General features: G+C 65.1%; 10 protein-coding genes and 1 tRNA gene. 4 read left to right on the top strand and 7 right to left on the bottom strand.

Features of this window, described 5'->3' with window-relative positions; genetic code table 11:
* Positions 1-159: 159 nt before the first annotated feature.
* Positions 160-235, top strand: a tRNA-Lys gene (locus tag G9E11_RS00335).
* A gap of 56 nt (positions 236-291) precedes the next feature.
* Here the strand turns inward: G9E11_RS00335 and G9E11_RS00330 are convergent.
* The 4 genes from G9E11_RS00330 to G9E11_RS00315 are packed head-to-tail and all read right to left on the bottom strand — an operon-like array spanning position 292 to position 8677.
* On the bottom strand, positions 292-1761 hold the full coding sequence (locus G9E11_RS00330) for a sensor histidine kinase (protein ID WP_190601957.1): 1470 nt from the start codon (positions 1759-1761) through the stop codon (positions 292-294).
* Between the two features lie 34 nt (positions 1762-1795).
* Positions 1796-6649, bottom strand: a complete 4854-nt coding sequence (locus G9E11_RS00325; protein ID WP_190601955.1) for an NAD-glutamate dehydrogenase — start codon at positions 6647-6649, stop codon at positions 1796-1798.
* Between the two features lie 58 nt (positions 6650-6707).
* The gene (locus tag G9E11_RS00320; RefSeq protein WP_190601952.1) at positions 6708-8036 is read right to left on the bottom strand and encodes a CpaE/TadZ family protein; all 1329 of its coding nucleotides are present in this window, start codon (positions 8034-8036) and stop codon (positions 6708-6710) included.
* A complete protein-coding gene (locus G9E11_RS00315; protein ID WP_190601950.1) occupies positions 8033-8677 on the bottom strand; it encodes an SAF domain-containing protein in 645 nt (214 codons plus the stop codon). Before G9E11_RS00315 ends, G9E11_RS00320 begins: the two co-directional genes overlap by 4 nt.
* A 153-nt stretch (positions 8678-8830) precedes the next feature.
* On the opposite strand from G9E11_RS00315, the gene G9E11_RS00310 reads away from it, so the two are divergent.
* Entirely contained in the window at positions 8831-9046 is a 216-nt protein-coding gene (locus tag G9E11_RS00310; RefSeq protein WP_190601948.1) for a helix-turn-helix domain-containing protein, read from the top strand.
* 45 nt (positions 9047-9091) lie between these two features.
* Here G9E11_RS00310 and G9E11_RS00305 read toward each other — a convergent pair whose 3' ends face one another.
* Positions 9092-9661, bottom strand: a complete 570-nt coding sequence (locus tag G9E11_RS00305) for a hypothetical protein (protein WP_190601946.1) — start codon at positions 9659-9661, stop codon at positions 9092-9094.
* Between the two features lie 157 nt (positions 9662-9818).
* On the opposite strand from G9E11_RS00305, the gene G9E11_RS00300 reads away from it, so the two are divergent.
* On the top strand, positions 9819-10613 hold the full coding sequence (locus tag G9E11_RS00300) for a LysM peptidoglycan-binding domain-containing protein (RefSeq protein ID WP_190601944.1): 795 nt from the start codon (positions 9819-9821) through the stop codon (positions 10611-10613).
* Between the two features lie 94 nt (positions 10614-10707).
* A complete protein-coding gene (locus tag G9E11_RS20885) occupies positions 10708-11136 on the top strand; it encodes an Rv3235 family protein (protein WP_246468625.1) in 429 nt (142 codons plus the stop codon).
* A gap of 55 nt (positions 11137-11191) precedes the next feature.
* Here the strand turns inward: G9E11_RS20885 and secA are convergent, their stop codons facing one another.
* The gene (secA, locus tag G9E11_RS00290) at positions 11192-13924 is read right to left on the bottom strand and encodes a preprotein translocase subunit SecA (RefSeq protein WP_190601942.1); all 2733 of its coding nucleotides are present in this window, start codon (positions 13922-13924) and stop codon (positions 11192-11194) included.
* Positions 13925-14009: 85 nt separating this feature from the next.
* Positions 14010-15224 carry a winged helix-turn-helix domain-containing protein gene (locus G9E11_RS00285; protein WP_190601940.1) on the bottom strand — a complete coding sequence of 405 codons (1215 nt, stop codon included), beginning with the start codon at positions 15222-15224 and terminating at the stop codon, positions 14010-14012.
* Positions 15225-15243 lie beyond the last annotated feature (19 nt).

The raw sequence follows: 15243 nt of genomic DNA, 5'->3' as shown, positions 1-15243 counted from the left end.
AAGGCCACAAGCCTGAAGGCGGGGCTTTCTCGTTCCCGGAATGGGCGTGATGCCGGCTGCGCGCCATGCACGTCGTTGCCAAAACATCGTGTAGAGTTTCATGTCGTTGTGGAGGTCAACGAGGGAAGCTAACGCCCGCGGATGAACGAAACAGCAGATGCACCTCTAGCTCAATTGGCAGAGCAATTGACTCTTAATCAATGGGTTCCGGGTTCAAGTCCCGGGGGGTGCACCACCGAAGCCCCGCCTTCGGCCGCGGACCTATGGTCCGCGGCCGTCGCCTTTGTCGTGTCAGCGGTTCGCCAGACTCAGGACAATCTGCACCGCCGTGCCCCCGCCCTCGCGGGGCTGCCACTGGATGGTGCCGCCAAGCTCGCTCGTGACCAGCGTCCGGACGATCTGCAGCCCGAGGCCCTCCACATGGGGCGTCTCCGGCAGGCCAACGCCGTCGTCCGCCACCGTGACGGTGAGCAGTTCCTCATCGTCGTCGCCGGCTGAACGGTCGGCGAGCAGCCACACCGTGCCGGTGCGTCCCTCCAGTCCGTGCTCGACGGCGTTGGTGACCAGTTCGTTGATCACCAGCGCCAGCGGCGTCGCGAAGTCGCTGGGAAGCTCACCGAACAACCCCGACCGCTGCGTCCGGACTTGCTGGGATGGTGAAGCCACTTCTGCGGAAAGGCGGAACTGGCGTCCGATCAGTTCATCAAAGTCGACGCTCTGGGTCAGCCCCTGCGAGAGCGTCTCGTGCACCAGGGCAATAGTTGCCACGCGCCGCATGGCCTGTTCCAGCCCCTGCTTTGCCTCGTCACTGACCATTCGACGGGACTGCATGCGCAACAGCGCGGCGACGGTCTGCAGGTTGTTCTTGACCCGGTGGTGGATTTCACGGATCGTGGCATCCTTCGTGACCAGCTCCATCTCGCGGCGACGCAGCTCGGACACGTCACGGCAGAGGACCAGCGCACCGAAACGCTGCTGCTCGTCGCGGAGCGGGATCGCGCGCAGCGACAGGCTGACCCCTCGGGATTCAATCTCGCTTCGCCACGGCATCCGCCCCGTGACAACAAGAGGCAGCGTCTCGTCCACCATGCGGCGGTCCCTAAGCAGACCCGCCGTGACCTCAGCCAGCGAGCGCCCCTCGAGGGATTCGCCGTCGCCGAGGCGCCGGAACGCCGAGACCCCGTTCGGGCTGGCGTACTGCACGATGCCCTCGGCGTCGAGGCGGATCAGGCCGTCACCAACGCGCGGGGCCCCGCGCCGGGAGCCTGTCGGCGAGGCGAAGTCCGGCCAGAGGCCCAGTGTGCCCATGCGCAGCAGGTCATAGGCACACTGGCGGTAGGTCAGCTCCAGCCTGGACGGCATCCGCGAGCTGGAGAGGTCCATGTGTGAGGTGACCACCGCCAGCGTCCGGCCGTTCCTGACCATCGGCACGGCTTCGACCCGCAGTGCCATGTCGCTGCTCCAGTTCGTCTCACTGGAACGCTCAATGGTGCGGCTCTCCCACGCCTTGTCCACCAGCGGCTGCAGGTCCGAGCGAATGCCCTCCCCGACGAAGTCGGCGTGGAACACCGTATGCGTCGTGGAGGGCCTGACGTGTGCCAAGGCAACGTAGCCGTGCTCCGGGTGGGGAAACCACAGGGCCAGGTCGGCAAACGCAAGATCGGCCACCATCTGCCAGTCGCCCACCAGGAGGTGCAGCCACTCGGCATCCCCCGGCCCAAAATCAGCGTGCTCCCTGATAGGGTCCGTAAAGATTGCCACTGCACCTCCAGTTTTTCGACGGCGGGACTTTGTCCTAGCGTCGGACGATTGACCTCAAGAGCCTCAATGCTACCGAGAGCGAGGCCATGTCGTCCGCTTCGAGGGCGTTGACCTCATCGAACATGCTCTTCGCCCGGCCCAAATGTTCCGCATTCAGCTGCTCCCAGGCCTTGAGCCTGTCCTCGGCCGGCGACCCTTCGTCGGTCGAGTCCAGGACCGCCGTCGTCATGTCCGAGACGGTCGAGTAGAGGTCATCGCGCAGAGCTGCACGGGCCAGGGCCTGCCAGCGGTCCGCGCGGGGCAGGGAACTGATCCGCTCCAGCAGGGAGTCCACGTGGAACCGGTTGAATACCGTGTAGTAGACGTTGGCGATGTCCTCCACCGGCTCCTTGCGGCTGTGCGCGATTTTTGCGATGTCAAGCAGGACGAAGCTCTCGAACAGCTCTGCCCAGCGGTGGCCCAGGTCCTCGGGCACGCCCCACGACCGCGCCTTCTCAAGCCAGGAGGCAACGCGCTGGCGGTCCTCACCACGCAGGTAGTCCAACAGCCGGGCCCGCATGGGTTCCATGGGCGGCTGGAACTCGGCGACGATGTCGGCAATCGGCCGCGACGCGTTGCCTTGGGCGAGGACCCACCGCACCGAACGGTCCAGCAGCCGACGGACATCGAGGTGGACGGTGCTCCAGTGCTCAGTCGGGAACGACGCAGGCAGGTCGTTGAGTTCGGACACCATGACGTCGAGCTCGTAAATTTCCCGCAGTGCCACGAACGCCTTGGCCACAGCCACCTCGCTCGCCGAGGTCTCCTCCATGGTCCGGAAGGCAAAGGTGATGCCGCCCAGGTTGATCATGTCGTTGGCCACTACCGTTGCGATGATTTCCCGCCGCAGCGGATGGGTGTCCAGTTCGGCGTCGAATCTCTCCCTGAGCTGGACCGGGAAGTACTGCCGGAGCGTCGTGCGGAACCACGGGTCGTCGGCCAGGTCGCTGTCGCGCAGGGCCGTCGCCAGTTCAATCTTGGCGTAGGCGGCCAGCACGGACAGTTCCGGTGAGGTGAGGCCCTGCCCCTGCTCCAGCCGTTCGCGCAGGACAGCGGTGGACGGCAGCGCCTCCAAGTCCCGGTTCAGGTCGGCCGTCTTCTCCAGCCAGTCCATCAGCCGCTCGTAGCTCGGGCTCCATTCGGCGACCTTCTGGCGGTCGTTCAGCAGCAGGATGTTCTGGTCGATGTTGTCTTCCAGGACCAGCCGCCCCACTTCCTCGGTCATCGACGCGAGGAAGTCCGAGCGCTCGGCGGCGTCGAGCTTGCCGGCAGCCACCATCCGGTCCACGAAGATCTTGATGTTGACCTCGTGGTCGGAGCAGTCGACGCCGGCGGAGTTGTCGATGGCATCCGTGTTCAGGATGACGCCCTGCAGAGCCGCTTCAATACGGCCCCGCTGCGTCATGCCGAGGTTTCCGCCCTCGCCCACAACCTTGACCCGAAGGTCGCGTCCATCCACCCGGATGGCATCGTTGGACTTGTCACCCACCATAGCGTGCGTCTCGGAACTGGCCTTCACATAGGTGCCGATGCCGCCGTTGTAGAGGAGGTCGGCGGGTGCGAGCAGGATCGCGCGCAGGAGTTCGGGCGGGCTGAGCTGCGTCGTGTCCTCGGGCAGCCCCAGCGCGGAGCGGACCTGAGTCGAGACCGGAATCGACTTGGCCTGCCGCGGGTAGACACCGCCGCCTTCGCTGATCAGGCTCTTGTCGTAGTCGTCCCAGGACGACCGGGGCAGCTCAAACAACCGCTGCCGTTCCGTGTAGGAAGTTGCCTCGTCCGGGTTCGGATCGAGGAAAATGTGCCGGTGGTCGAAGGCCGCGAGCAGCCGGATGTGCTTGGACAGGAGCATGCCGTTGCCAAAGACGTCCCCGGACATGTCGCCGACGCCGACCACGGTGAAGGGCTCTGACTGGGTGTCCAGGTCCAGCTCGCTGAAGTGCCGCTTGACCGACTCCCAGGCACCCCGGGCGGTGATGCCCATGGCCTTGTGGTCATAGCCCACCGAACCGCCGGAGGCGAAGGCGTCGCCCAGCCAGAATCCGTAGTCAGCGGCCAGTCCGTTGGCAATGTCTGAGAAGGATGCCGTGCCCTTGTCCGCCGCGACCACCAGGTAGGAGTCGTCGCCGTCGTGCCGTACAACGCTCGACGGCGGGACGAGCCGTTCGCCGTCGGCTTCCGTAACGAGGTTGTCGGTGATGTCCAGCAGGCCGCGGATGAACGTCTTGTAGCTTTCGACGCCCTCCGCCATCCAGGCCGACCTGTCCTTGGCGGGATCGGGCAGCCGCTTCGCGAAGAACCCGCCCTTTGCGCCCGTTGGAACAATGACGGCATTCTTGACCGTCTGTGCCTTGACCAGACCCAGGATCTCCGTCCGGAAGTCTTCCCGGCGGTCCGACCAGCGGAGCCCGCCGCGGGCCACCTTGCCAAAGCGCAGGTGAACGCCCTCGACCCGCGGGGAGTAAACCCAGATTTCGAACATGGGCCGCGGGAAGGGCAGCCCTTCGATGGCCGAGGGGTTGAGCTTGAAGCTCAGGTGCGGCTTGTCCTGGTAGAAGTTGGTGCGCAGCGTTGATTCGATCAGGTTCGTGAACGTCCGCACCACGCGGTCTGCATCCAGGGTAGCGACATCGTCGATCGACGTCGCCAGCTGGGCGCGGACGGTTGCCTGCTTCTGCACCCGCTCGGCCTCGGGCAGGCTGGGATCGAAGCGTGCCTCGAACAGGGCAATGAGTCCGCGGGTGACCTCCGGATTGGCCAGCAGGGTATCGGCCATGAACTCAAACGAGTTGGTGTTTCCCATCTGGCGCATGTACTTGGCGTAGGCCCGCAGCACGATGACCTGCCGCCACGTCATGCCCTCGCGAAGCACCAGCCGGTCAAAACTGTCGGATTCGACACCGCCGGAAACCGCCGCCCCGAAGGAATCCGCCAGCAGCCGGCCCGTGGACACCGGGTCCACCCCGGCCGGGTACTTCAGTCCGAGGTCATAAAGGAAGAAGTCCCGCCGGTCGGCTGTCTCGATCTCGAACGGCCGCTCGTCCAGCACCTCCAGCCCCAGGTTGTGGAAATAGGGAAGGATCTGGCTCAGGCTCTTCGGCTCCAGCATGTACAGCTTGACCCTGGCGTCCTCCTCGAGGGTGGCGCCTGCGCCTTCGGGAAGGTAGACATGGACTCCCGGCCGTTCCTGCCGGGCACCAACAGTCCGCTCGGCCTCGGCCCCGTACTGTTCAAACCGGGCGATGTCCTCGAGGGCATCTTCGATTTCGTAGTCGACGCGGTAGCCCGCCGGGAAAGCCTCGGCCCAGATGGCCGCCAGTTCGTTGGCGCCGTCGTCGGCGCTCCGCTCGCGGAGTACTTCGGCGATCCCTTCGCTCCAGGAACGGGCGGCCCGGACGAGCCGCTTTTCCAGCGCATCGGTGTTGACGTGGCTGACGTCCTCGCCCTTGGGCAGGCGGATACGGAAGAACAGGCGGGCTAGGGCGGATTCGGTCATCCTCGCTTCAAAGTCAATGGACTCAGCGTGGAACGTCTCGCGGAGTTCCTGTTCAATCCTCAGCCGGACGTTGGTGGTGTACCGGTCACGAGGGAGGTAGACGACGGCGGACATGAACCGTCCGTAGATGTCCGGCCGGAGGAACAGACGGGTCCGGCGGCGTTCCTGCAGCCGCTGGATTCCCGCTGCCGTTGCGGCGAGATCGGGAATTTCAATTTGGAAGAGCTCGTCGCGCGGGTAGGTTTCCAGGATTCCCAGCAGGTCCTTCCCGGAATGCGAGTCCGGCGGAAAACCGGCACCGCGCAGCACGGCCTCGACCTTTTCCCGGACAATCGGGATATTGCGCACCGAGTCAGTGTAGGCGCTGGTGGCAAACAGTCCGATGAACCGCTGTTCGCCGTTGACGTTGCCGGCGGCATCGAAACTTTTCACGCCGACGTAGTCCAGGTAGGCAGGCCGGTGCACTGTTGAGCGGGAATTGGCCTTAGTGATAACCAGGGCGCGCTTTTCGCGGGCCTTGCGCCTGCCGGCGTCGGTGAGATGCTGCACCTGATGGGTATCGTGGTGCGCCCGCAGCAGGCCCAGGCCGCTGTCCTCGCGCAGTTCGAGGACATCCTCGCCTTCTTCGTTGACCAGGTCATATTCCCGGTAGCCGAGGAAGGTGAAGTTGCCCTCGTCGAGCCAGCGAAGCAAGTCCTGTGCCTGGCGCAGCTCTGCGATCTGGGCCGAGTGCGCCACTTTGTCCAGGTCTTGGGCGATCTGCAATGCCTTGCTGCGCATTTTCGGCCAGTCTTCGACGGCGGCCCGGACGTCTCCGAGGACGCGTTCCAGCCCTTCCTGAAGCTGGTCAGCCGCTTCGTCACTGGCGCGGCCGATCTCGACGGCAATCCATGATTCCATGTGGGACGCATTGTCACCCTGTGCGATCAGGTGGGACAGGACGGGCAGTGCCGCTGTGTCGCCGCTGGAGAGGCCGATGCTGGACGGGACCCTGTCCACCTTGACGAGTTCGTTGGTTTCACGGTTGCGCGTGACCACGAACATGGGGTGCAGAACGAGGTGGATGGCCGAATTCTGCCGGACCAGCTCGGCGTTGACTGAATCCACCAGGAAAGGCATGTCATCGGTGACGATGTACACAACGCTGCGGTCGCCCTCCGGAACGATCGAGATGTTGGCACTCCCCGGCCGGCGTTCGAAACCGACGGCGCGGTGGGTCTCAGCCCGTGCTGTCAGTAGCTCGTGGGGATAAGTGAGCGCGTCCTCCTCCGCCAGATGCTCGTAGTAGTCCGCAAAGAAGCCTTCTTCGGCTCCGATTGAACGGGACTGATCCTCCACGCTGGACCCAGACGACATCGACACACGCCTCCATCACACAGTTTGCGGCTGCTTCCTTGCAGCCCTCACCGTGAGCCTAGCCCGTCAGCCTGCGCCTTGCTGTGGAGGAAAACACAGAGGATCGGCACTTTTGCTGGACAGGTGCACAAACCAATTCCGCGATCGCCGACCGAAGCCGGGAGTCCGGAGCCGATTCCAGCAATAATGACCCGGATTGCAGCGCTGCGTCCGTTGCGCCAGGGTCCCACGGAAGGAAGGCCTTAATCCTCACGGACGGGCCAAACCGGTCCCACGCCTCCCGGAGCTGACGTTCCGGCGAGCGGCCCACAGCCGAGGCCCTAACTTTGTTGAGCACCACCTCGGGGCTGACCCCCGGCACTGCCCCTTCCAGTTCCGCCAGCCCCCTGACCAGGCGGGGAACGCCGACCGGATCCGCGGAGCCAACCGCGATCACGGTATCGGCCAGCTCAAGGCTCCTGAGCGTCGCGGCGTTGCGTCGCGGCGCCATGGTGTCGAAACTCAGCTCCTCGTCGGCCTCAAGGCAGAAGCCGGCGTCGACCACGATAAAGTCGGCCACTTCCCGCGCACGGTCCAAAACAAGCGCCAGCGCGGCCGCCCGCAACTCGGTCCAGCGGTCGGCCCGGGTAATTCCCGTCAGAACCCGGAAAGTCCCGGCCGTGGCAGTGACCGGTACGGCGACACGGAGCAGTGCTTCGCGGTCCAGGAGGCCCTGGTCGGCCAGCCGGCAGGCCTGCGCCAGACCCGCCGCCTCGTCCAGCAGCCCGAGGACGCCGGCGACGCTGGCCCCGTAGCTGTCGGCGTCGACAAGCAGGACGGACTTGCCTTCCGCAGCCAGCTCCCCCGCGACGTTGACGGCAACCAGGGTTCTGCCGGGTGCACCGGCCGGTCCCCACACCGCCAGGACCCTGCCGGTTCCGACAGGAGCTGGCTCCGATTCAGCGTCAGCAGCCTCCGGGCGCAGGGCCGCGCCGGCATCCGCGAAACCCGTGCTGTAAACGGGACCGGCGCCGGGAGTCAGCCCCGCCGGGTTCGAGCACTCGCGCCTGCCGACGGCGTCGGCAATACTCTCCGCCAGTGCTGTGGATTCGACGGTCAGGGGCGCCGCGGTGACCCCGATCCCGCGGAGCCTCAACCGCTCCTCAGGGCTGTCGGTCAGGGCAATGATCACTACGCCTACTGCGGCGAGCCTGTCCACCAGCGAGGCAGTCAGGCCCTGGCTTCCCTCGGCAACAACAGCCGCCCGGGCCAGCCCGCTCTGGCAGGCAGCCAGCAGTTCTGCGAGCTCCGCGCAGCGCCGGACCACTGTGACGGGACCGTGGAGCCGCTCCAGTCCGCCCACCAGATCCTCCTGGGACTCACCGACGGTGACAACCGGAATACTCACTTGGTGGCCCCGCCGGGATTCCATACCACTGAGATTTTGGCTTCGTTCGCCTGCGCGCCGAGGAGGGAGGCCATCTGCTCATTTCCCACCAGGACCATCAGGACCGTGGATTTGGCAGCGCCAAGGGCGGTGGATCCTTGTGAGACCTCCGCGATCTCGGCGCCCGGGAGCAGCAGCTTCGGTTCGGCAAAACCGTTCCGGGCGTCAGGCATGGAGACCCAGACGTCAACCCGGGTACCTGCAACGGCCTGCTCCGGCAAGGCCTCCTGAACCGTGACGGCCACGGGTTTCCGATCCAGGGCGTCGACACTGCCCAGGCTTTCACGGGGAACCAACTGGTCCTTGGCAATCCGCTGGACTGCCACCTGGCCATCGGGAATGCCAGACGCCGCTGTGACGTAGTGCGCTTCGACGTCGCCTAGGCGAACCTTCACACGGCTGATGTTTTCAGGAGTGAGTTTCTGACCGACTGCGATTGCCTCACGGGCGGCAAACACCTCTGTGGTCCGGTCCGCGCTGCCGACGAGAGCAACGACACCGACAACAGAGGCGAGGACAAGGAGCACGCCCACCAGAAGCCTCGGGTCCTTCCAGGAAGGCTTTTTCAGCCGGGCTCCCGCGGCCGCCGTGCTTGCACTCATGCGTACTGCTCCCCCTTGACGCCTGGGCGCTTCAATCGCGCCGGTCATGATTATTGTTACGGCATGCCTGCTCAATCGGAAAGGTATTCAGGCAAACAACGTCAAACTGTGGATAACGGCATCAGCCGCGACCAGCGGTGGCACAATTGGACTATGCCCCGTTTCCTTACGCTTGCAGATGTCGCCGAGCAGCTTCAGATCAATGCGCCGGCAGCGTATGCCCTCGTCCGCAGCGGCGAACTGAAGGCAATCCAGGTGGGTGGCCGCGGCCAGTGGCGGGTTGAGGAAAAGATGCTCGAGCAGTACATCGAAGAGCGTTATGCCGAGGCAAGCCGCATGATTCAAGAGGCCAAGTCGAGGTCGATTTGAGCACGGGCGGTTTCAGGGGCGGACGCTGCATTCCCTGCTTCGGGGTCAGAGATCTCCTCCGCGCCGTGAGCGGAGCGCGCCGAGAGCCCGAAACGGCACCGTAGCCACATCGGCAACGTGGCCAGCCCTCCGCGCTTCTCCGGGCAGCGTCATGGCGAGGTCAAAGAAGTCCCGCCCCACCCTGTCAATCACACCCGAGAACTGCACATCCGGTGACCGGCCCGCCATCAGGACGGTGAGTTCTGCCCTGTCCCGCGCTAACCCCCGCAGCGCGCTGGCAAGGCCAAGTCTGCGCCGCACGGGGGACGCCTCACCCACCGCGAACCGCCCGAGCCCGGTGTAATGGCCCACGGCGGCATACGGAACCAGCACCTGGTGCGCCGCCTCGTCGATGACCAGGCTCTCGGACCCGGCATGGCTGAGGGTGCCGGCAAAGACCTGTCCTGCGCTCAGATGGATGCCAATGCGGCAGCCCAGGGATCCTCGCAGCCTGTCGTCGAGTGCGATGGCAGCCGTGTCTGCCCGGGAGCGCTCGGTGATCTCGGACTCCAGGCCCAGGACCCCGGCCTCCGCAAGCTGCAGCTCAAGATCCTGAAAGAGTGCATTCCATCTCATGGCGACAGCGTAGGCGCGCCCGTGAGGACGGTCAATTAATCCACAAACTTTTCTATCTCCATAGACAAGGAGATAGACCTGCCGCAAACTGAGTCCAACAGCACTAACCGCATCAAACGATATCAAAGTGCATCAAATACACTGGTTGGGGGCAGTCATGGCGGTAGAGGTACACCGTCCGGTGAGGGCAGAAGCCGCCCTGGCGGGCGTCATCCTGGGGCTCGGAGTCTTTCTCGCTTTTACCGGGGCCGGGATCGTCGACCAGTGGAGGCGCTCCGCTGCACGCCAGGAGTCTTTGCAATTCGACGACCTGATTGGCCTGCTGGCCCTCGCCGCCGGGCTGGCAGTCATCGCCTGGTGGCTACTGTCCCTGGCGACGGCCTTTGCATCGGCACTCCTGGACCGGACCGGGCACCATGCCGCAGCCTGCGTCACGGGGCGGTTCACACCTGTTTTCATGCGCAGGCTGGCGATGGCCGCGGTGGGGGCGCAGCTTCTCGGCGCACCGCTCGCCCACGCGGATGCTTTACCCGCCGCAGCCCTTTCCCCGAACAGCGGATCGTCCCTGTCCGCAGCGTGGGCACCCCTGGCTGACGGGCGGCAGGGAACACCCGCCGGCCGCTCCGCGGGCTCCGGCCTCACGGAAGGATCCGTCGTGGACGGCGGTGAACTCCAGCCTCAGTGGAAGCCGCGCGTCCCGGTTGTGGAACCCGGCCGCCTCACCCCATTGCCCGCCAGGGCAGCGGCTGAGCCCGCCAGTGCCCGCCGCGAGGTACCCGTCCGGGCCGGAGAATCACTGTGGAGCATCGCCGCGCGCGAGCTGGGGACCGGCGCTTCGGACGTGGATATAGCAGCCCGCTGGCCGCTCTGGTACCAGGCCAACCGGAACGTCATCGGAGCCGATCCCAACGTCCTTCTCCCGGGTCAGCTCCTCAGCCCTCCGCCGCCCTAAGAGACGTTGGCATGTTTTCCTTTCGCGTCACCCACCCCGCGGCGGCCGCCGCTCCCGCGGACTTGCCAAGCCAGCCTCTACCGAAGGACCGATCATGACTGCAGTAACCCCGATACAGCGTGCAGGAAACGCCGTTCCTGGGCCCGTCCCGGCCGCTGCTCCCGGGCCCGGAGATGAGGCACGCGAAATTTGCGCCATCACCAGGGCAACAGTCCAGGCCGCCGTTGAAGTCCTCGCGGGAACAAGGCCAATCCACCAGCTGGCACGGCGGCTGGACCAGCGCTGCCTCACCGTGCTCCAGCACCGGGCGGCCCTCACTCGACGGGTGGCTGCCCGGGCTCCCCGGACAACGGGGCTGCTCCACCGCAACGCATCAGTCCGCTCGGTCCGCACCTGCGAGGTGACGCCGGATGTCTATGAGGCCAGCGCGGTGGTGATCGATGAACTGCGGGTCCGGGCAGTCGCCGTCCGGCTGGAACGCAGCAAGAACGTCTGGCGCGTCACTGCATTGGAGATTGGCTGACGCGAAAAGGAAGGGACCGGAGCTCCTGCACCGGTCCCTTCCTGCCATCCTCTGGCTAGCGCTTTTTCTTCTTGCCGTCGCGCCGGTCCTGGGAAGCGGCCTTGGCGGGGTTGCCCGAGCGCCCCGCAGCCCGGCCCTCGATCCGGGTCTCGGCTCCGCCGTCCTCCCGGGGCGCGGTGTACTGCAGCTGGGCGGGCTTCTCCGGCGCTTCAAGACCGGCGGCGCGGATTTGCGGCTCGTGGTGTTCGGTGTGGCCGCCCCCGGCGTCGGCAACCACGACGTCCTCGGCCGGGGTGACTTCCACTTCGAGGTTGAAGAGGAAGCCGACGCTCTCCTCCCGGATGGCTTCCATCATGGATTGGAACATCGTGAAACCTTCGCGCTGGTACTCCACCAGCGGATCACGCTGGGCCATGGCGCGCAGGCCGATGCCCTCCTTGAGGTAGTCCATCTCGTAGAGGTGTTCCTGCCACTTCCGCCCGATGACGGAGAGCACGACACGCCGCTCGAGTTCGCGCATGCTCTCGGAGCCGATGGCTTCCTCGCGTGCCTGATACACCAGCTTGGCATCAGACATGATTTCTTCCTTCAGGAACTCCACGGTGATGCGCGACTTGCCGCCTGCCTCGTCGATGACATCGTGTGGCGTCACGGTGACGGGGTAAAGCGTCTTGAGGTTGGTCCAGAGCTGGTCGAAGTCCCAGTCGTCGCCGTTGCCCTCGGCGGTTGCTTCATCGATCAGTGCGTTGATGGTGTCTTCCAGGAAGAACTGCACCTTCTCGTGGAGGTCGTCGCCTTCCAGGATCCGACGGCGGTCGCCGTAGATGGCTTCGCGCTGGCGGTTGAGGACGTCGTCGTACTTGAGGACGTTCTTTCGCTGCTCGGCGTTCCGGCTTTCAACCTGCCCCTGGGCCGAAGCGATGGCACGCGAGACCAGTTTGGACTCCAGCGCCACGTCGTCTGGCACGGAGCTGTTCATCAGCCGTTCCGCTGCACCCGAGTTGAACAGGCGCATGAGATCGTCGGTCAGCGACAGGTAGAAACGGGACTCGCCGGGGTCGCCCTGGCGTCCGGAGCGGCCGCGAAGCTGGTTGTCGATCCGGCGGGATTCGTGGCGCTCAGTTCCCAGCACGTACAGGCCGCCCAGGCCCAGGACTTCCTCGTGCTCGTCCTTGACGGCCTTCTTCGATGCCTCCAGCGCACCGGCCCAGGCTGCCTCGTACTCGTCGGAGTTTTCTTCCGGGTCGAGTCCCCGCTGGGCGAGTTCGGCGATGGCGGTGAACTCGGCGTTGCCGCCCAGCATGATGTCCGTACCGCGGCCGGCCATATTTGTGGCAACGGTGACCGCACCCTTGCGTCCCGCCTGGGCCACGATCGCGGCTTCACGGGCGTGGTTCTTGGCGTTGAGGACCTCGTGCCGGATGCCCTCCTTCGCCAGCAGGCGCGAGAGGTACTCGCTCTTTTCGACGCTGGTGGTGCCCACCAGGACCGGCTGGCCGTTCTCGTGGCGTTCGGCGATGTCCCGGACGACGGCCTCGAACTTGACCACTTCGTTCTTGTACACCAGGTCGGACTGGTCGATCCGCTGCATGTCGCGGTTCGTGGGGATGGCCACCACCCCGAGCTTGTACGTGCTCATGAATTCGGCGGCTTCAGTCTCGGCCGTGCCGGTCATGCCGGAGAGCTTGTCGTACATGCGGAAGTAGTTCTGCAGCGTCACTGTTGCGAGGGTCTGGTTCTCCGCCTTGATCTCGACGCCCTCTTTGGCCTCGATCGCCTGGTGCATGCCCTCGTTGTAGCGGCGGCCGGCCAGAATACGGCCGGTGTGCTCGTCAACGATGAGGACCTCGCCGTCGAGGATGACGTAGTCCTTGTCCCGCTTGAACAGCTCCTTGGCTTTGATGGCGTTGTTGAGGAAGCCGATCAGGGGCGTGTTGGCGGACTCGTAGAGGTTCTGGATGCCGAGGTAGTCCTCAACCTTCTCGATGCCGCTTTCAAGCACGCCGACGGTGCGCTTCTTCTCATCGACTTCGTAGTCCTTCTCCGGCTGCAGGCGCAGGACAACCTTGGCGAACTCGCTGTACCAGCGGTTGGTGTCGCCCTGGGCAGGGCCGGAAATGATCAGCGGCGTACGGGCCTCATCGATGAGGATCGAGTCGACTTCATCGACGATCGCGAAGTGGTGGCCGCGCTGCACCAGTTCGGTCTTGTCCCAGGCCATGTTGTCGCGGAGGTAGTCGAAGCCGAATTCGTTGTTGGTGCCGTAGGTGATGTCGGCAGCGTACTGCTCGCGGCGGACAGACGGGTCCTGGTTGGCAAGGATGCAGCCGCTGGTGAGACCCAGGAAGCGGTAGACGCGGCCCATGAGCTCAGACTGGTATTCGGCCAGGTAGTCGTTCACGGTGACAACGTGCACGCCGTTTCCGGTAAGGGCGTTGAGGTAGGCCGGAGCAGTGGCCACCAGCGTCTTGCCTTCACCGGTCTTCATTTCGGCGATGTTGCCCAGGTGCAGGGCAGCGCCACCCATGAGCTGGACGTCGAAGTGCCGCATGCCGAGTGTCCGGGATGACGCCTCACGGACGGCGGCAAAGGCTTCCGGCAGGAGGTCATCGAGCTTTTCGCCGTCCTGGTGGCGCGCCCGGAGCCGGTCTGTTTCTTCACGCAGTTCCGCATCCGTGAAGGTTTGGAACGAGTCTTCAAGGGCGTTAATGGAATCAGCATAGTTCCGCAGTTGCCTCAGGAGCTTCTTGTCACCTGTGCGGAGAATTTTTTCGATTAGTGATGCCACGTGAAGTTGCTCCCAGTCTCATGCTGCCGAATTCTGGCGTGATTTAGTCTACGGGAGAGACACACGGCACGTTGCCCCTGTTCCCTCACAGCGGATAGCCGTTACTGGCCGCCGCCACCGCGGGGGCAAGGTCCCCCACCGGCGAGACGGTTACGCCGTCCAATCCCAGCCAACCTGCCATCAGGTGCAGTTCGGCAGCGAGTTCGACGGCGGTGTCCGCCGGAGCGTCCGGCTCACCGAAGCACGCCTTGGCAAGCAACAGCCCCGCTGCCCGGTCTGCCTTCAGGTCCACCCTGGCCACAATGCGGTCCCGGAGCAGGAATGGGAGCACGTAGTAGCCAAACCGGCGTTTGGCCGCGGGGGTGTAAATCTCGATCCGGTAGTGAAACCCGAAGAGCTCCTCAAGCCTGCGCCGTTCAAACACCAGCGAATCGAACGGGCTGAGCAGCGCCCTTCCGGCAGCCTGGCGTGGCAGTCGGGCCTGGGCGTGGCGGTACACCTGCCGATCCCAGCCTGCCACCGTCACCGGTTCCAGGCGTCCGGCATCGACCAGGCGCTGAACAGAGTCCGCAGCTGCCTTCACCGGAGCCCTGAAGTAGTCCGCGAAGCACCGCACGGTTCCGATACCGTGCGCCTGCGCCGCCGCATCGATGAGCCTGTCCATGGCGGCCGAAGGGTCAGGTACTGCTTCGGGGTCGTGCCCGGGCAAAACCTGCCGGGTCAGAGCATACTGCCGTTCGAACTGGTCCGTCCTTGACGCCGACGAGACGACCCCCTCTTCAAACAGGTGCTCCAGCACGCGCTTGACGGCGTTCCAGTTCCAGCCCCAATCGACGTGCTTGCGGTCCTCAACGTGCCCGAGCCTGGCGGTGAGCTCGGCGGCCGTCATGGGCCTGCCGTCGGCGAGCGCGGACAGGACCCTGCCGGTCACACCGGAACGCAGCCCTGGATCCATTCCCGAAGCCCCGACCCATCTGCGGTTCTGCCACACCACCAGGTCCGGGAAGTGTTCCGGCCGGATGTAGCTGGCTTCGTGCGCCCAGTACTCCATCATCCGCCGCGGGTGCCTGCCTGCCATTTGCTGGAGGATGGCGCGGTCGTAGTCGCCGAGCCTGGAAAAGAACGGGAGGAAATGGCTCCGGGCCAGAACGTTGACCGAATCGATTTGCACGAGTTGAATCCGGGCAAAGGTCCGGCCCACCGCCCGTGAGGTCACGGGGCCGGTGGGCCGTCCTTTGTCCAGTCCCTGGGCTGCCAGTGCGATCCGCCGCGCCTGCGAGAGGCTCAGCGATGCACCCATGTCAGCCCTTTCGTTGCCT

Source organism: Arthrobacter ipis, from assembly GCF_014694315.1.
Taxonomy (GTDB): domain Bacteria; phylum Actinomycetota; class Actinomycetes; order Actinomycetales; family Micrococcaceae; genus Arthrobacter; species Arthrobacter ipis.
Note: the sequence above shows the minus strand (reverse complement) of the source record. Positions and strands in the feature narration are given on the sequence as shown.